The following is a 17103-nucleotide window of genomic DNA, read 5'->3' as shown; positions in this document are numbered from 1 at the left end:
CCGTTTCGCCGAAAACCACCAGCAAATGGAGGCAGAAATCTTTTCTGTAACAGCGCTCGAAGATCACTGCCACAGTCCGCCAAAACACCGAAGTGCGTTAGAAGTGCGGTCAAAATTCCCAGAAAGCAAAAAGCCCACCGTTTCCGGTGGGCTAAGCGCTTGATACTACTAGAGAATTCTGGTGGGCTGTGAGTGGCTCGAACACTCGACCTACGGATTAAGAGTCCGCTGCTCTACCAACTGAGCTAACAGCCCTGCAATTCACTCAGTTCCGGCTCACATTGTGGCGTTGCCGCCGCTGCGTTTCCGCTGTGATTCGTTGATGTGTGTACTGCGAAGAAGGAAGATTATATGTAGCTTTTTTGGTTTGTGCAAGTCGGCCCGCAAATACTTTTGAAGCGCGCCGCATCAGGCCGCGTATCCGCCGTCCACCGCGAGACTTGCGCCGGTGACGTAGCGTCCGTCCGGACCCGCCAGAAACGCCACCATGCCGGCGATGTCGCGTGTTTCTCCATAGTGCGGCAGCGACAGCACCGCCACCAGATCGGGCGCGCTATCGCCGGCGGCAGGATTCATGTCGGTATCGATCGGGCCGGGGTGCACCACGTTCGCGGTGATGCCGCGCGCGCCCAGGTCGCGCGCCAGGCCTTGAGTCAACCCCACCAGCGCGGACTTGCTCGCAGCATAAAGCGCCACGCCCGCGCGGCCGGCACGGGCCGCGAGGCAACTGCCGATGTTGATGATGCGGCCGCCATCCGGCATGGCGGCCTGTGCCGCCTGGATGGCGACGAAAGGCGCACGCACATTGATGTCCATCGTCCGCTCGTAGTCCTGCAGAGTCGCTTCGCCGATGGGGCCGGCCAGGAATATGCCGGCATTGTTGACCAGGATATCCACCGGGCCGAGTTCGGCGATCGCCTCTTCAACCGCCCGCTTGACCGCTTGCGCATCCGCGGAATCGGCCTGAATGGCGCGCGCCCGGCGCCCCTGCGCAGCCAGGTCTTGCGCCAGCGCCTGCGCGCCGGCCGCGGACGACGCGCTCACATAGGTAAAGGCCACGTCCGCGCCCTCGGCAGCGAGGCGGCGCACGATGGCCGCGCCGATGCCACGGCTTCCGCCCGTCACGAAAGCCACTTTTCCAGTCAGGTTCCGCATTGTTCGTCCTTAATTTGTAGTGATCATTACAAATATGATCGCCGTCTTTCGGTGGGATCGTCAATCTATTTTTTATCGATCAACACAAAATACGCCCCGAGTTTAAAATCGCGTTTATGGCAGAACGTGGGCGCCCCCGGAGCTTCGACCGGGCCCAGGCCTTGCAAAAGGCCATGGAAGTCTTCTGGTCGAAGGGATATGAAGGAGCATCGCTAACCGATCTGACGGTGGCGATGGGCATCAACTCGCCCAGTCTCTATGGCGCCTTCGGCTCGAAGGAAAGCCTGTTCCGCGAAGCCGTCGAGCTCTACCGCGACACCGAAGGCGGCTCGGCAAGACGCGCGCTGTTGGCGGGGCCCTCCGCGCGCGATGCCATCCAGGCCATGCTGCTTGCGTCCGCCGAACGCTTCACGGCGCCCGGTGCGCCGCCCGGCTGCATGATCGTGTTGGGCGCTCCGGCCGGCAGCGTGAACCACGCCAGCGTGGGCGATTTTCTCGGGGACCACCGCCGGGAAATGCAAAGCCGCATTCTCGCCCGTCTGCACGCGGGCGCCTCGCAAGGCGAACTGCCCGCCGGCGCCGACCTCAAAAGCCTTGCCGCGTTTTATGCGACCGTGCTGCACGGCATGTCGATCCAGGCCCGCGACGGGGCCACCCGCAAGACCTTGCAAGCCGTGGCGCGGCAGGCGATGTGCGCATGGGACGCCCTGACCGCGGACAGCCCGCCGCCATCATCCGGCGCACCTCCCGGCCGCGCCCGCTCCTGACGGATGCCCCCATGTTTCGCATCGACCTACGGCGCCTCATCCTGTGGATCAGTCTGCTGTCGGTCATCCTGGTCCTGGCTGGCGGCCTGCATGCCAGCTACCTGGTGCAGCGCGCCCTGCTCCTGCACAACGCGCTCGAGGCGAACCGCATCTATGCGTCCAAGCTTGCCGTCACCACCGACGCCCTCCTGAACGATATCCGGCGCTATCTTTCCTACAGCGCCGATATGCTGGCCGACATGGAAGCGAACCCCGGGCAGATGGCCGACGAAACGCGGCGGCAGGAGCAGCAACTTGGCCATTTCAATTCCAGCTTCGTGGCATCGCCGCAAGGCAAGGTGCTGGCGGTGTCGTCTTCGTACCCGCAGTTGCTGGGACAGCAACTGATCAGCGACGCCGTCAACGAGGCGCTGACGGCCCGGCGGCCAACGATCAGCGAACCCTTCCAGGCCCGCAACGGCCGCTGGCAGATCCTCTACACGCAACCGATTTTTTCGCGAGACTACCGCTATCTGGGATTCATCGCCGGTTCGCTCTATCTGCACGAAGACAATATGCTGGACCGTCTGCTCGCCCAGCATTTCTACCGTGACGACTCCTTTCTCTATGTCGTGGACCGCAAGGGCACGCTGATCTATCACCCCGACCGCAGCCAGCTCGGCAAGACCGCGCCCGACAACGATGTCTTCGCGTCGGCGCGACGCGGCGAGACCGGCCAAAGGCGCTTCATCGACGACCAGGGCCGCGACATGCTTGCAGGCTACGCGCCCGTGCCCAGCACCGGCTGGAGCATCATCGCGCAGCGCCCGGTCGCCAGCACCCTGCGGCCCTTGGGCGACCTGCTCATGGCCACCGCCCGCAACACCCTGCCCCTGCTTCTGCTCTCGGTGGCATTGATCTGGCTGTTGTCGCGCTGGATCGCGCGGCCGCTCGGCGAGATGGCGGGCATCGCCGAGCGCATACAGGATCCTGATTCGGTCGACCGCATCCGCGACGTGCGCTCCTGGTATTTCGAAGCCGCCCAACTCAAGCGCGCGCTGCTGATCGGGCTGTCATTGATACACCACAAGCTCAGCGACCTGCGCCGCGAGACCACGACGGATACCTTGACCGGGCTGCTGAACCGGCGCGGCCTGGACGAAGCGCTGGCGCTCCTGCAGGCAGAATCGGCGCCCGCCGCTGTGGTGGCCATCGACATCGACCATTTCAAGAGCATCAACGACCGCTACGGCCATGCCGCGGGCGACCAGGCCCTGCAGGCGCTGGCGAACATCATGCGCGAAGGCTCGCGCAGCGGCGATACGCTGGCTCGCGCGGGCGGTGAAGAATTCGTCATGCTGCTGCCCGGCGCGTCAATGGCGGCGGCCATCGCGATTGCGCAGCGGCTGCGCAATCGCCTGGCCGCGCGGGAGGCCCCCGCGCCCATCACCATCTCGGCGGGAGTGGCGCATTACCCCGAGCATGGCGCAACCCTGGAGGCGGTCTTCAAGCGCGCGGACCAGACGCTCTATTACGCCAAGAACCACGGCCGCGACGCCGTCTGCGTGGCGGACGACGCCGCCAAGGAAGGCTCGCGGCTGGTGTCCACGCCCTGAACCTTCACTTCCCCTTGGGCGGGGCCGGCGCCTTGGGAGGCTTGCGCATCTGCTCCAGCAACGGGCCGCACGCATTTTCGTCGGTGGTGCTGGGCGCGATCAGCGCCAGCAGCCCGGCGGCCGGCGTCAGCAGCACGCCCAGGGCGACCATGCCCGCGCCTCGCGCAGCCAGCGGCCCCACATGCACGCCCACGTCGGGAGAACCGAAGGTGCCGCGGACATACAGCGGCGACCGTAGCGAAAAGATGCGGAAGCCCTTGCTGTCGGGCGTGATGTCCATGTCGATCGTCTCGTTCTTGAAATCGGCCGAGCCGGTGATGGTGATCAGCGCATTTTCGGTATCGAAGACAAACACGCGCGGCGTCATCACGCCGCGTTTCATCTCAAGGTCCGCCGCGCCGCAATTGATCTTCACCTCGTCATCGCCGAACAGCTTGGAGACGACGTAGTTGCCGACATTCAACCCGGCGATCTCCATCAGGCTGCGGCTGATCACGCCATCGTTCACCAGCATTTTCACGTCGCCCGTCGCCGAGCCGAGCAAGGCGGCGACCGAGTTGCCCGTGCCGCTCACGGCCAGGTCTCCGTTCAGTTCGCCCAGGGTCTTCTGCATGGCCTCGGTGGCCGGGAAAAGCTGCTTGAGCCTCAGGCGGCGCGCATGCATCTCGACACGGCCGGTCAGTTGCGCGGCGGAGCCATCCAGGCGCGCCGTGGCGTTCATGGTCCCGCCGGCCATGCCAAAGCGCAGGGGATCCAGCGTGAGCTTTCCGTCCTGCAGCACCACATGCACGGACAGGTCCGACAGGGGCAGCTTGCTGTCATGAATGATACGGGCGGCGTCCAGGGCGACATCGGCATCCATGTCGCGCCACCGGTCCGTGCGGAAGGCTTGCGTGGGCAGGACCTTGCCGCCCTTGGCCTTGGCCGGCGCATCCTTGGACTTGTCCGCGGCCGCGGGCGATCCGCCGGAAGGGACGCCGATCAAGGGCCCCAGATCCGCCATGCGCAACAGCTTGGAAGACAGCTTGCCGCTCAGCTTGGGCCGCGGCGTCCCCAGCGCGAAACTGACATCGCCATGCAGGTCGCTATCGCCGACCTTGCCGTTAAAGCCCTTGTATTCGAACTTGGCGCCGCCGGGATCCTGCAGCCTGGCCACAAGATGCCCGTCCGTGGCGTACGGCGGCGTATCCGGCAAGGTCACGCCGGTCAAGGGATAAAGCTGGGACATCGACGCGCCGGATAGCTTCAGGCGCAGGTCGAGCGCCCCCAGGTTGACCGGGTCGGTCAGGGTGCCCGCGACCGAGGCTTTCGTGCCGCCGATGGCGACGTCGGCCTGCAAGGGAAACGGCTGCCGGGCGTCTTGCAGGGCAAGCATGCCCCCGACCTTGCCTTCGCCCTTGGTGACAAGTCCCTTGTACTTGCCGTCCACTTTCCAGCCAAAGACATAATCACGGGGCGCCGGAGCCGATCCGTCTTCCGCCACGAAGGCTGCTCCGGCCACGTCCGCGAACGGCACCGGCTTGCCCAGCGGATCCACCACTACCGTCAAGTCCGCCTTGAGGACCCCGTCCACCAGCCCCACGCGCCCCTTGTCGAAGCCGATCTCGTTGATATCCAGCACCCAGGGCGATGGTTCACCGGTATCCGGCAGCGTAAACACCCAATTGGCCCGGCCATCAGCCAGCCGCTCCAGGTCCGCGGCCGGTTCCGTCAGTTGAATCCGGCGGATCACCACACGCTGGCGCAGCAGCGGCAGCAGCGCGATGCTGAACTCGCCGCGCTTCAAGGTCGCGAAATGAGGCGCCTTTGCCCACGGCGCATTGCCCACCGAAATATCGTTGGCGATCACGCGCGGCCACGGCACCCAAGCACGCCAGCCGCCTTCGCCGGTTTCGCGCGTCCATTCCACGCTCAGGTCACCGTTGATGGCGAAGGGACGTCCGATGGCGGCGCTGGCCCGTTCGTTGATCATGGGCTTGGCGCGGTTCCAGTCAAAAGTGGCCAGCGCCACCGCCAGCACCACCACCAGGAGGGCGACGCCCCCGACTATCCCGATCGCTATTTTTCTTGTACGCGTCATGGTTACTATCCTTGGTATTGCCGCCGGCGCGATGCCGATCTTGGTCTATCGCCCAAGGGTATCGCGGCGCGCCGCGCGGGTTGGGCTTGCCGGCCCCATAATGTGTGCGGATCTTTCCGCGCCAGCCTGACCGGACGGCGCCGTGCGACACGCGCACCCGGCGGATTGGCCAGCACGAAGCGTGCCTGACCCCGCATGCGCCGTTACAAAACGAGATGAGTCCGAGCGGCCGGAAATGGCCGAAATGCCCGCATTCATCGAACATTCGACGCCGACGCGGCTCCAATGGCTGGATGACGATTCCGCGTCCCCCTGACCGGTGCGGATGGCAGACTTAACCTGGAGGCCCGATGCGGCACTCGACCTTGATTTTCGTGTTGGCGGCGTTTGCGCTGCTGACGCTCAGCCGCCTGGCGCTTGCCGTATGGCAGTGGCAGCGCGTGCGCAACGCCGGCGGCCTGGCCCCCCTGCTGCTCAGAGGGCTGCGCATCGACGCGCACCAGATCGCGGTGCTGGCGGCGCTGCCCGCCGTGCTGTCGCCGCTGTTGGGCCACTTTCCCGCGGCCGCCTCCGTGACAGCCGCCTGGTATCTGGCTGCGTTCGTGCTGCTGGCATTCATGGAAGTCGCAACGCCGCCCTTCATCGTGGAATACGACTCCCGTCCCAACCGGCTGTTTGTCGAATATCTGAAGCACCCCCGGGAAGTCTCCGGCATGCTTTGGCGCGGCTACAAGGCGGCGCTGCTGGGGGGGTTGGGTGTCCTGGCGCTGATCGCCTGGGGCGCCTACGCCCTGCTGGGCCACGCGCGGCCCGATGCGCAATTGAGCTGGTGGCAGATGCCCATCGCCAGCGTGGCGATCCTGGCGGTGGTCATCCTGGCCATCCGGGGCACGCTGGGCCACCGTCCCATCAACCCGTCCACGGTCGCCTATTCCTCGGATGGCATGCTCAATACGCTGGCGCTGAATTCGCTCTACAACGTCTTCTATGCGGTCTACAGCATGAAGAATGAAAAATCGGCGTCCGCGGTGTACGGCGGCATGGACGACGACAAGATGCACGACCTGGTGCTGGCCCGGTCCGGCCTGCCCAATCCGCCCGCCGACCCGCAATACCCCAGCCTGCATCGCCAGCCGGCGACGCGCAAGACGCCGCGCCCGCTCAATCTGGTGATCATCCTGGAAGAAAGCCTGGGCGCGCAGTACAGCGCCGGCCTGGGCGGCGCCGACCTGACGCCTGAACTGGACGCGCTGGCCCGCGAGGCCTGGAACTTCACGCGCGCGTACGCCACCGGCACCCGCTCGGTGCGGGGCCTGGAGGCCGTGGTCACCGGCTTTCTGCCGACCCCCGCGCAAGCGGTGCTGAAGCTGCCCCGGTCGCAGCGCGGTTTCTTTTCGCTGGCGGACCTGCTGGGCCGCCATGGTTACCATTCGCGCTTCATCTACGGCGGAGAGTCGCACTTCGACAACATGAAGGGCTTCTTCCTGGGCAACGGTTTCAAGCAGATCGTGGACCGCGCCGACTTCGTCGATCCGGCTTTCGTCGGCACCTGGGGCGCATCGGACGAAGACATGTTCAACCAGTTGGACCGCCTGCTGCGCGAAGACGGCGACCAGCCCACCTTCACGCTGGCCTTCAGCGTGTCCAACCACTCCCCCTGGGAGTATCCGGCGGGCCGCATCCAGACCGACGGCAACCCCGCCACGGTGGAGAACACCGTGCGTTACGCGGACTGGGCCCTGGGCCGGTTCTTCGAACGCGCCAAGGCCTCGCCCTACTGGGAAAACACCGTCTTCCTGGTGGCGGCCGACCACGATTCCCGCGTGTTCGGCGCCAGCCTGGTGCCGGTGCGCCACTTCCATATTCCCGCCGTGATCCTGGGCGCCGGCGTTGCGGCGCGGCGCGACGACCGCCTCATCAGCCAGATCGATCTGCCCCCGACCCTGCTGTCGCTGATCGGGGTGGATACCGAACATCCGATGATCGGGCACGACCTGACGCGCAGCACGCCCGGCCGGGCCATCATGCAGTACGACAATACCTACGGCTATCTGAAGGAAAACGATCTGCTCGTGCTGGCGCCCAACAAGACGCCGGTGCAATACCGCTACACCGCGCCGGAGGATTACGTGCCCGTGCCGCTCGACGCCGGCCTGGCCACCGAGGCGCTTGCCCATGCGCTGTGGCCCAGTTGGGCCTACCGGGAAGGCCGCTATTGCCTGCCAGGGCCCGCGCCCGTGCTGACTGCCGCGGAAGACCGCCCCGCCGCATGAAGCAGGCGCTTTTTTTCGCTGATGGGGTGGCAATGGCAATCAGGGCTGTGATCGTTGACCATGCCCACGGCCTGCATGAAGGCGTAGACCGTGGTGGGCCCGACAAACTTCCAGCCCAGCTTCTTCAGCGCCTTGGACAAGGCTTCGGAGTGTTCGGAGGTCGAAGCGCCATAGGTGGACGGCGCCCCCGGCGGCGCCTCGAAACGCCAGAAGTACGCCGCCAGCGACCCCTCGCGCTCGATCATTTCCAGCGCGCGGGCGGCATTGTTGATCATGGCTTCGATCTTGCCCCGGTGGCGCACGATGCCCGCATCGGCCAATAGCGCCGTGACTTCCTTTTCGCCGTAACGGGCCACCTTGGCGGGCTCGAAGTTGGCAAAGCCCCGGCGGAAGGCCTCGCGCTTGGACAGGATGGTGCGCCAGCTCAGGCCCGATTGAAAACCTTCCAGGCAGAGCTGCTCGAACAGCGCGCGGTCGTCGCTGACGGGGCATCCCCATTCGGCATCGTGGTACGCCATGTATTCGGCGGAGGTATCCACCCAGCCGCAGCGGGCAAGGCCATCGGGGAAATCGGTTCTGGCATTCAAGGAAAGGCTCCTGGCGGCTATCGGGTTACCGATGCTACTCCAGCAACGTCCCTGAAAAAAGTCGTAGCAGCCGCGGTTCAAATCCAGCTAATATTTCCGGCCTTGATCCCGCGCCGGCCCTGACCGCGCGCGCCCCGGATCAGCACGGCGGGCTGCCGGACCCAGGCCCGGTTTGCGCCATTGCGGGGAGCGGACAGGCTTACGGACTTCCGCCTCATGTCCCTGCTAGAAACTTCCCTTCTTACCTTCGTATCGCCCGCCGTCCTGGCCGGCGACGACCCGGCCGCCAATCCCTGCCTGGACTGCGGGGCATGCTGTTCGCATTTCAGGGTGTCGTTCTACTGCGGCGAACTGGCGGGGGAAAACGGCGGGCACGTGCCCCTGGACCTCGTCACCCAGATGAGCCCGTTGCGAGCCTGCATGAAGGGCACGGAAATGGGCGGCGGGCGCTGCATCTCGCTGCGCGGCGAACTGGGCCAGCCCGGCATCCACTGCGCCATCTACGAAAACCGCCCCACTCCCTGTCGCGAATTCGACATCTGGATGCCCGACGGTTCGCCTAATCCCGACTGCCAGCGGCTGCGCCTGGGACTGGGCCTGCCCGCCGTGCCGCCCCGGCCCGATGCCGAGAACGACCCGCAGGGCCCCATGCATCCCGACCAGCCGGCCGCGGCCTGACGCGCGGCGGCGTGCGGCGCGCTCCCTGCTAGGCGCGGCCCGCCAGATAGCGGGTGGGAGTTATGCCGAAGGCCGCGCGAAAGCTTCCGATGAACGCGCAGGTGCGTTCGTAGCCCACCGACAGCACCGCTTCGGTCACTGAGCCGCCACGGCTTAGCATTTCCAGCGCCCGCAACAGGCGGGCCCGCTGACGCACTCCCCCCTAGGTTCACGCCGTTTCCTGGCGAAACCGGCGCATCAGGGCGCGCGACGACATATTCAATCCTTGCGCCCACTCATCGATGCCCGCGGTGTCGTCCGGGGTGTCCAGCAGCGTGTGGGCAAGATCCTGCAGACACGGATCGGTTGGCATGGGCATCACAGGGGCAACGGCCACGTGAAGCATGGTTGGCAGGTTTGCGATACAGGTTGACGGGTTCCCGTTAGCGGGTCCAGTTGAAAATGGACATCATTCTCATCAATGGGGCATCAGCCCCGTACGGAGAAATTTCATGGACCACACCAAGCTGCGCGACGCCGGCATCAAGGCCACTTTCCCGCGTTTGAAGATCCTGGACATCTTCTATCAGCAGGCCGACCAGCACATGAGCGCGGCGGATATCCATCGCAGCCTCGTTTCGGACCGGAGCAGCATCGGCCTGGCCACCGTGTATCGCGTGATCACGCAACTCGAGCACGCCGGCCTGCTCAAACGGACCCAGCTCGATACGCACACCACCGTGTTCGAGCTCAACGACAAAGGGCACCACGACCACCTGGTGTGCACGCGCTGCGGACAGATCCAGGAATCCAGCGATGCCGCCATGGCGCAACTGGTCAGGAAGATCGCCAAACGCTGCGGCTTCGAGCTGGACTCCTACAGCCTGGTGCTCTACGGCGGCTGCGGCTGCGCCAAGGACGCGCCCGTCTCCCCTCTTGGAGCATTCGAATGAACCACGACCGTTTTTTCTTCCACGACCTGTCCCAGTTCCCCATCGTGACGGCCAAGCATGGCGGCGCGCCGAAAGGCTACTCGGCAAGCTGGATCCGGGGAAATGGAAATGCTGGTGGACAATCCTCGGACCTTCGTCCTGGTGGTGCCCGACATGCTTCATCGTCGACTAGGCGGGCGGCGCGGGCGATCCAGGCCCGTCGCGGCGCGGATGTACACCAGTCCGATTTAAGAGTTGGCGCGCCGCGCCGTTGTTCATGACAGGCGCCGTCATCCACGCGCCCCTCTACGCACCCTTGAATCCGCCGCCAGCCCCATGAACCACGCCCTTGCCTGCATGTTTTGCCAATCGACGCTTGCTCAGGGCGCGGCGCTGCTTGAAAAGAACGGCGCGGCCATCTGCAATACCTGCGTGGACCACTTTTCGGCCCTGTTCGCCGAACGGGCCTGGGCCATGGCGTCGACCCCGCAAGAGCAGCTCGACGTGCTGCTGGAAGAAAGCCGGCGCGCCCTGGAACAGAGCGAAATGCTGGCCGAACGCGCCCGGTGCTGTGGCCTGAGCCTGAACGAGCTGTCGGCGGCGCTCCCGGCGCGCGCCCTGTCCTGATCGGCGTTTCCCGTCAGAACGAGCCCAGCGCGCCGCCCAGCGCGATGACCGCGGCCAGCGCGATGATGGGCCCAATGATGCCCACCACCACAATGTTCATATAGCCGTCCCGATGCGTCGAGCCGCAGACGGCCAGCAGCGTCACCACCGCTCCGTTATGCGGCAGGCTGTCCAGCGTGCCGGCGCCGATCACCGAGACGCGGTGCATCAGCGCGGGATCGATCCCCAGGGTGTGCGCCAGTTCCATGTAGGTGCTTGCCAGCGACTGCAAGGCGATGGTCAACCCGCCGGACGCCGAACCGGTCAAGGCCGCCAGCACATTGGTGGCCACGGCCAGCGACACCAGCGGCCCGCCCTCGATGGACAGCACCCAATCGCGCACCAGCGCAAAAGAGGGAAGCGACGCGACCACCGCGCCAAAGCCCACCAGGCTCGCGACGCTCAGCAAAGGCAGGGCAGACGCGTTTACGCCGGCGTCCATGGTGTCGCGCAGCGACGGCAGGCGGCGGAAATTCAACGCCACCAGCACCGCGATGGCGGCGAGCAGCGCGGCAATCACCGACCACACGCCGCCGACGGCCGCCAGGCTGGTGCCGCCCCATTGCGCCTCGGCCAGCCACGCCGTATCCATGCGCGGCAGGACCAGCAGCGTCATGAGCAGATTCACAAGAATGACGACCACCAGCGGAATGGCCGCCGTCAGCGTCGATGGTGCGCCGTCGCTGCGCTGGCCGTGATGGATCTCGGCGGGGTCGAACTCGCGCGCCACGGTTGCGCGCTCGCGGACCACCACGTCCTCGGACACGTCGGCATCCATGCCGGCCGGCGCCACATAGCCCTCCCCCGCGCGCCGCGCCGACGTTTCGGCGCGAGTCAGCCACCACAAGCCAAACCCCAGCATGATGGCGCTGGCGATGATCCCCAGGCCCGGCGCGGCGAACGGCGTGGTCGAAAAGAACGGCATCGGGATGGCGTTCTGGACGGCAGGCGTGCCGGGCAAGGCGGACATCGTGAAGGTGGACGTGCCGAGCAGGATGGCCGCGGGCATCAGGCGCACCGGAATGCCAGCCGCCTTGAACAAGGCGTGCGCCATGGGCGCCAGCACGAAAAAGGCCACGAACAGGCTGACGCCGCCGTAGGTCACGATGGCTCCCGCCAACACCACCGCCAGGATGGCGCGCTTGGCGCCGAGCTTGCGCGTCATGAAGTTGGCGATCGCCGTCACGGAGCCGCTGTCGTCCATCAGCTTGCCAAACAAGGCGCCCAACAGGAACAAGGGGAAAAACTGCGCGACGAAGCCGGCCGCGCCACCCATGAACGTCTGCGTCCAATGCGCCAGCAACGGTTCTCCCGATGCGGCGGCGGTCACCATTGCGGCTGCGGGTGCCAGCAGCAAGATACTCCAGCCGCGATAAGCCAGCCAGATCAGCAATACCAGCGCAAGCAGAATTCCAAAGAGGCCCATGATGTCAGACCTCGCCCAGCATTTCGTCGATGTCGAGGGTCGAGCGCTTGCCCAGGTCGTGGCCATGCGCCGCAAGAAAGCCGTCCGCCGCCTTTCTGCCTTCGTCGCGCAGCATGCACAGGAACGGCCATTCGGCGTTGAGCTTGGACGAATAGCCCAACTCCACCATCTTGTCCGACGATACCCGGTGAATGCGCATGTCCGCCCACATCGCGCCCTCGCCGTTGCCGGGATCGGCCACCTGGCGCAGCAGCGCGATCATGCGCAGTTCCTTGAGCAACGGCGCGTTGAAGGTCACTTCATTCAGGCGGTTGAGGATTTCGCGGGCGCTGCTGGGGATGCCGGGCCTTTCGACGGGGTTGATCTGCACCAGAATGGTGTCGCGCGATTTGCATTCCCGCACGAGCGGCGTGATGGTCGGATTGCCGCTGTAGCCGCCGTCCCAATAGGGATCGCCTTCGATCATCACCGCGCGGAACATCGTGGGCAGGCAGGCCGACGCCAGCAGGACGTCGGCGGTCACATCGGCATTCTTGAATACACGGCCGCGGCCCGTGCGCGCGTTGGTCGCCGTGATGAACAGATGAATGGGCGCTTTGGCGAGCTCATCGAAATCGATGGCTTCCTTGAGGATGTCGGAAAGCGGATTGAAGCCCGATGCGTGCAGGTCATAGGGGGAGAACACGCGCGACGCCAGATCGAAGGCGACAAACAACGGCGAGTTGTCCAGCGACCACGAGCCCATCAGCACATCGAACGGGCTGCGGCGAAACGGGCTGAAGGCGGCGGCCTGCGATACGCGCCGCCAGAAATCCTCGAGCGCGGCGCGCGCGCCCTCGGATCCGCCGCGAGCATGCCCCAACACCAGCACGGCCGCATTCATCGCGCCGGCGGAGGTGCCCGAGATGCCGTCTATCCCCAGCCAAGGCTCTTCCAGCAGGCGGTCCAGCACGCCCCAGGTGAAGGCGCCGTGCGCGCCTCCGCCTTGCAAGGCAAGATCGATCAACAGGGGATCGCGGGAACTCGCTGACGTTTTGGATCGGGCCACAGTGGAACTCCTTGCAGGGATGCAGGGGTGCGCTTGCGATCGTAAAAGGCTGCGACATGAACCATGCTGCGGTGCACATATCGTGAGACCGTTATACGCGATGCCATCTGAAAACGAAAGTGGTTTTCCGTCCCCTGCCGGGAGCGCTAGACCGGCTTCCCGAACACGCCGCCTCGGCGCGCCACAAGCGTCGCCTGCGTACGGTTGAGCACACCCAGGGTGCCCAAGATGGCCGATACATGCGTCTTGACGGTCTTCTCCGTCATGCTCAACTGTTCCGATATTTCCTTGTTGCGCAGTCCGTCGCACATCAGGCGCAGCACCTCGAGCTGGCGCGGCGTCAGCGCCCGCAACAACGCGGCTTCGTCCTGGGCCCCCGCGGGCAGCGTGGCCGCGGCCCCGCTGCGGCCGGACAAGAGCGGCGCGTCGTTGATGGCTTGCAACGCGGCGGCCAGTTCCTGGCAACTGGCGGACTTGTTCAGGAAGCCCTGCGCGCCGGCGTCCATCGCGCGGCGCTCGTCCTCGGGATCTTCGGACGCGGACAGCACAAGAATCCGCAATCGCGCGCGGCGCTGGCGCAAGCGCTTGAGCAGGTCGGCCCCCGCCATGTCGGGCAGGTAGAAGTCCATGATGACGTTCTGAATCGCCGAGTGCCGGTCAAGCACGTCAAGCGCCTCGTGGCCGCTTGCCGCCGGATGGATCGTCAGGCCCGGAACCGAATAGTCCATGGCCATGACCAGCGCTTCGCGGAACATGGCGTGATCATCTATCAAAAGCACTGCCGTCATTCGGCGTCTCCGGTGAGGGGCTGGGCGCGGTTCTCGTGCAACAAGGCCGCCACCCGGTCGCGCAGGGCCTGAACCTGCACGGGCTTGTGCAGCAGCGGCACGCCGCGAGCGGCGGCCTCCGCCAGCCGCGCCGGGTCGGTATCGCCGCTGACCAGCAAGGCGGGCAGGTCCGGGTCGTTATATTCCTCTCGCAGTCTTTCAATCACATGGATGCCGGTCTCGTGCTCGCGCAGCCGGTAGTCGCTGACGATCAGCGCGGGGCGCTCGGCCAGCGGAAGCACGCGCTCGAACAGGGCATTGCCGCTGGTGGCGGCGATGACGCGGCAGCCCCAGCTTTCGAACAGCATCGACAGGCCGGCCAGGTTCTGCGCATCGTCATCCACCAGCAGCATGAGCTTGCCGCGCAGGTCGCTGCCGGACACAGGCGCGGGGTGCGATACCACACCGGGCTGGCCGACGGTCAGGCTGGAGCCTTCGGAATCGGCGATAGGCACCGTCAGCGTGAAGACCGTGCCCCGGCCTTCTTCGGAGCGCAACGCCAGTTCGTGCCCCAGCAGCCGCACGGTGCGGCGCACGATGGCCAGCCCCAGACCCAGTCCCTTGCTCCGGTCGCGCTCGGGATTGCCCAGTTGATGGAACTCCCAAAACACCCGTTCCTGCTCCGCCTTCGGAATGCCGGGGCCGTTGTCCCAGACCTCGATGCGCAATCGGTCGGCGATGCGGCGGCAACCAATCAGGACACGGCCCCGGGCGGTGTGCATGATGGCGTTGCTGATCAGATTGCGAATAATGCGTTCCAGCAGCACGGGGTCCGACCGGACGGTGGCCGGGCAGGCGCGCACCCGCAGGCGTATCCCTTTCTCGCTGGCTTGGGGGGTGTACTCGGCCCGCAACTGGTCCAGCAGCGGCCTGATGCGGAACGTCTCAAAGCGGGGGTCGATGACGCCAGCGTCCAGCCGCGACAGGTTCAGCAGGGCGTCGAACAGATGCCCCATCGCGGACATCGCGCTTGCGATGTTGTCCAGCAGGTAGCGCCCATGCCGCGACAAAGGCTCGTTCGTCAGCAGGCCCAGGAACAAATTCACGGCATGCACGGGCTGGCGCAGGTCGTGGCTGGCCGCCGCCAGGAACCGGGACTTTTCCAGGTCGCTGCGTTCGGCCGCGGTCTTTTCCTGGCGCACCTGGTCCAGCAGCGCCAGGTTCTCATAGCCCAGCCGCAATGCGCCCAGATGGGTGCGGTTCATGCGATGGATAAAGGCCAGGGTCGCCACCAGATACGCGAGCCCGCTCGTCACCAGCGCCAGATGGATGGCGGACGGCTGCGCCGCCAGCGCAATGAACATCGGCGCGAAAGCCGGAATTTCGAACGCGTACATCACCGGCAGCATCATGTAATTCGAGTAGATCGCGCCCGTGCCCAGCCCGAACAGAATGACGATGAAGAACAGCTGGTATTCCAGCGGGACGACAAACGTCCAGTAAGCGAACGGCAGTCCCCACAGAATCCCCGAACACAGGTTGCCGGCCAGCATGCGGCGCACCCAGCGCCGGGCTGCCGACGGATCGTTGCCGCGGCGGTCGTACGCGATCATGGCGGCCAGCCGCAAGCCGCCAACCACCAGCGTCGCGGTGATCCACAGCAGTATTTCGTGCCGGGGCAGCACGTCGAGCAACGCGAAGACCGAAAAGCAGGCGGTGATCAGCGATCCCGCCAGCGCAAATGGAAAGCTCCGGCGCAACGCATCGACCTGCACTTGGCGGATGCGGGCGGCGTAGGACGAGCCTGGAGGCGTAAAGGCGGAAGAGGGGCCGATAGAGGGCTGCACTATAAAGGGATGCTCGGCAGAGAGGCCAGCAAAAGACAGAAGTCCGGTTCGACACGCCCGCGGATTTTAGACGCATTGCGCGTCAATCTGGCGGATGGCCCCAAGACCGCGCTGTTTGCGTAAGCTTGATTGCGCGGGCTTGTTTGCGCCAGCTTGTGCATCGCGCAGCCACCGCACGCCTGATCGCGCAGTTGATCGCGCGGTTGATCGCGCAGTTGATCGCGCGGTTGATCGCGCAGTCGATCACCCCCTCCTCGCCCCTACAGACGAAAAAAAAGCACCGCGATCACTCGCAGGTGCTTGATTCTCTTCTGCCTTCGTAAAAAGGCAGGGGGTGGTGGGTTGTGCGAGACTCGAACTCGCGACCAACGGATTAAAAGTCCGCCGATCTGCAAATCCCTGCAAGTCAGAATGTCTTTTCAATCAAAGACTTGCAACGATAGCCACCCCTTAGCCACTGGACATTCAATCAGTGATTCGCAGGGTTTTGCGGTCTTTTTTAGTGATTGCGGTCAAGATTTGGTCAAAGCCCGCTGGCGGGCCGACCTAGTTGGACTTCACCTCTCTGGCGCGCCGACATATGCGCCAGCAGCCCTAGCCGCTCATTTGAGGCACATCCCCAGCCACGCTGGATAGATAGCTAAACCGCAGCTCGCGTATGTCGCCCAGGGCGGCAGGCCGAGGTGCGCACGTCATTCGCAGAGGATCTATATGGTTCAGTCGTCCGCGGCCTACCCCTCCGGCGCCGCTTTTGAATTTCCATCCACGGCGCGCGATGCACGCCACGCCGCTCGTACTTGGTTTGAAGCGGCTCCCGAGATGAGTCCCGCCCAGTACCGCGACCACCGATTTATCGAACATTGCCGTGGCAAAGCAGATTCGCCCCTCGAACGCAGAATCCGGCGGGACGCGTTCAAGCAGGCGTTCGCTGAGGCCATGGGCCACATCGTGGTGGAGGAGGCGCGGCTTCATGCGCTCCCTGCTTGAGCGCCCAATTACATTCCGTCTGTCCGATGCCGCCCGCCGGCGTTACGAGCAAGCTGCTGCAGATCGCGGCATGACGCTTTCCGCGTACCTCCGGGATCGGCTCGAAGTCGACGACCAGGTCGCCGAACATGTTTCGCAGCTGCGCCTAACGCTGCTGGATAACGCCCCGACCGGGCAGTCCGACGGTTCGCTGCTCCCCATCCTCCTCGAACTGTTGCTGCTCGCCAGGCGACAGAGTTCCCCGGCCGAGCTGCGCGCCGTCCACCACGAACTTGAGCGGCAGGGCGTGATGCCCCGGACTTTCAAGTAACTCTTA

General features: G+C 65.3%; 17 protein-coding genes and 1 tRNA gene. 8 read left to right on the top strand and 10 right to left on the bottom strand.

Features of this window, described 5'->3' with window-relative positions; all coding sequences use genetic code 11:
• Positions 1-179 precede the first annotated feature (179 nt).
• A tRNA-Lys gene (locus ASE30_RS26155) sits at positions 180-255 on the bottom strand.
• A 153-nt stretch (positions 256-408) separates the two neighbouring features.
• Positions 409-1155, bottom strand: a complete 747-nt coding sequence (locus ASE30_RS26150; protein WP_057287193.1) for an SDR family NAD(P)-dependent oxidoreductase — start codon at positions 1153-1155, stop codon at positions 409-411.
• Positions 1156-1271: 116 nt separating this feature from the next.
• On the opposite strand from ASE30_RS26150, the gene ASE30_RS26145 reads away from it, so the two are divergent.
• Positions 1272-1922, top strand: a complete 651-nt coding sequence (locus ASE30_RS26145) for a TetR/AcrR family transcriptional regulator (protein WP_057287192.1) — start codon at positions 1272-1274, stop codon at positions 1920-1922.
• Between the two features lie 11 nt (positions 1923-1933).
• Positions 1934-3517 (top strand): diguanylate cyclase, encoded by a 1584-nt coding sequence (locus tag ASE30_RS26140; RefSeq protein WP_057287243.1) that lies wholly within the window; start codon positions 1934-1936, stop codon positions 3515-3517.
• A 4-nt stretch (positions 3518-3521) separates the two neighbouring features.
• Here the strand turns inward: ASE30_RS26140 and ASE30_RS26135 are convergent, their stop codons facing one another.
• The gene (locus tag ASE30_RS26135; protein WP_057287191.1) at positions 3522-5597 is read right to left on the bottom strand and encodes an AsmA family protein; all 2076 of its coding nucleotides are present in this window, start codon (positions 5595-5597) and stop codon (positions 3522-3524) included.
• A 350-nt stretch (positions 5598-5947) separates the two neighbouring features.
• Here ASE30_RS26135 and ASE30_RS26130 point away from each other — a divergent pair, with 350 nt between their 5' ends.
• Complete coding sequence (locus tag ASE30_RS26130) at positions 5948-7870, top strand: LTA synthase family protein (RefSeq protein WP_057287190.1); 1923 nt, start codon at positions 5948-5950, stop codon at positions 7868-7870.
• Here ASE30_RS26130 and ASE30_RS26125 read toward each other — a convergent pair.
• Positions 7810-8457, bottom strand: a complete 648-nt coding sequence (locus ASE30_RS26125) for a DNA-3-methyladenine glycosylase I (RefSeq protein ID WP_057287189.1) — start codon at positions 8455-8457, stop codon at positions 7810-7812. The genes ASE30_RS26130 and ASE30_RS26125 overlap by 61 nt on opposite strands.
• A gap of 216 nt (positions 8458-8673) precedes the next feature.
• Between ASE30_RS26125 and ASE30_RS26120 the strand changes: the two genes are divergently transcribed.
• On the top strand, positions 8674-9135 hold the full coding sequence (locus ASE30_RS26120; RefSeq protein WP_057287188.1) for a YkgJ family cysteine cluster protein: 462 nt from the start codon (positions 8674-8676) through the stop codon (positions 9133-9135).
• A 28-nt stretch (positions 9136-9163) separates the two neighbouring features.
• On the opposite strand, the gene ASE30_RS30000 is transcribed toward ASE30_RS26120, so the two are convergent.
• The gene (locus tag ASE30_RS30000; RefSeq protein WP_369819380.1) at positions 9164-9331 is read right to left on the bottom strand and encodes a helix-turn-helix domain-containing protein; all 168 of its coding nucleotides are present in this window, start codon (positions 9329-9331) and stop codon (positions 9164-9166) included.
• A 12-nt stretch (positions 9332-9343) separates the two neighbouring features.
• Entirely contained in the window at positions 9344-9487 is a 144-nt protein-coding gene (locus ASE30_RS29995) for a hypothetical protein (RefSeq protein WP_369819379.1), read from the bottom strand.
• Between the two features lie 139 nt (positions 9488-9626).
• On the opposite strand from ASE30_RS29995, the gene ASE30_RS26110 reads away from it, so the two are divergent.
• Positions 9627-10067 carry a Fur family transcriptional regulator gene (locus ASE30_RS26110; RefSeq protein ID WP_057287187.1) on the top strand — a complete coding sequence of 147 codons (441 nt, stop codon included), beginning with the start codon at positions 9627-9629 and terminating at the stop codon, positions 10065-10067.
• Positions 10068-10382: 315 nt separating this feature from the next.
• Complete coding sequence (locus ASE30_RS26105; protein WP_057287186.1) at positions 10383-10673, top strand: ClpX C4-type zinc finger protein; 291 nt, start codon at positions 10383-10385, stop codon at positions 10671-10673.
• Positions 10674-10686: 13 nt separating this feature from the next.
• On the opposite strand, the gene ASE30_RS26100 is transcribed toward ASE30_RS26105, so the two are convergent.
• The 4 genes from ASE30_RS26100 to ASE30_RS26085 all read right to left on the bottom strand — a co-directional run bounded on the left by ASE30_RS26100 (position 10687) and on the right by ASE30_RS26085 (position 15800).
• Complete coding sequence (locus tag ASE30_RS26100; protein ID WP_057287185.1) at positions 10687-12138, bottom strand: GntP family permease; 1452 nt, start codon at positions 12136-12138, stop codon at positions 10687-10689.
• A gap of 4 nt (positions 12139-12142) precedes the next feature.
• Positions 12143-13186, bottom strand: a complete 1044-nt coding sequence (locus ASE30_RS26095) for a patatin-like phospholipase family protein (RefSeq protein WP_057287184.1) — start codon at positions 13184-13186, stop codon at positions 12143-12145.
• 146 nt (positions 13187-13332) lie between these two features.
• Complete coding sequence (locus tag ASE30_RS26090) at positions 13333-13974, bottom strand: response regulator transcription factor (protein WP_057287183.1); 642 nt, start codon at positions 13972-13974, stop codon at positions 13333-13335.
• A complete protein-coding gene (locus tag ASE30_RS26085) occupies positions 13971-15800 on the bottom strand; it encodes a hybrid sensor histidine kinase/response regulator (RefSeq protein WP_057287182.1) in 1830 nt (609 codons plus the stop codon). Before ASE30_RS26085 ends, ASE30_RS26090 begins: the two co-directional genes overlap by 4 nt.
• Before the next feature lie 711 nt (positions 15801-16511).
• On the opposite strand from ASE30_RS26085, the gene ASE30_RS26070 reads away from it, so the two are divergent.
• Together ASE30_RS26070 and ASE30_RS26065 are read left to right on the top strand one after the other, a co-directional pair.
• A complete protein-coding gene (locus ASE30_RS26070) occupies positions 16512-16787 on the top strand; it encodes a hypothetical protein (RefSeq protein WP_057287180.1) in 276 nt (91 codons plus the stop codon).
• Entirely contained in the window at positions 16771-17097 is a 327-nt protein-coding gene (locus ASE30_RS26065; RefSeq protein ID WP_156407778.1) for a hypothetical protein, read from the top strand. The genes ASE30_RS26070 and ASE30_RS26065 overlap by 17 nt, the downstream gene beginning before the upstream one ends.
• Positions 17098-17103 lie beyond the last annotated feature (6 nt).

Origin of the sequence: Achromobacter sp. Root83, from assembly GCF_001428845.1 — a bacterium.
Lineage (GTDB): Bacteria > Pseudomonadota > Gammaproteobacteria > Burkholderiales > Burkholderiaceae_B > Achromobacter.
The sequence above is the reverse complement of the archived record's forward strand: the minus strand, read 5'-3'. Positions and strand labels throughout refer to the sequence as shown.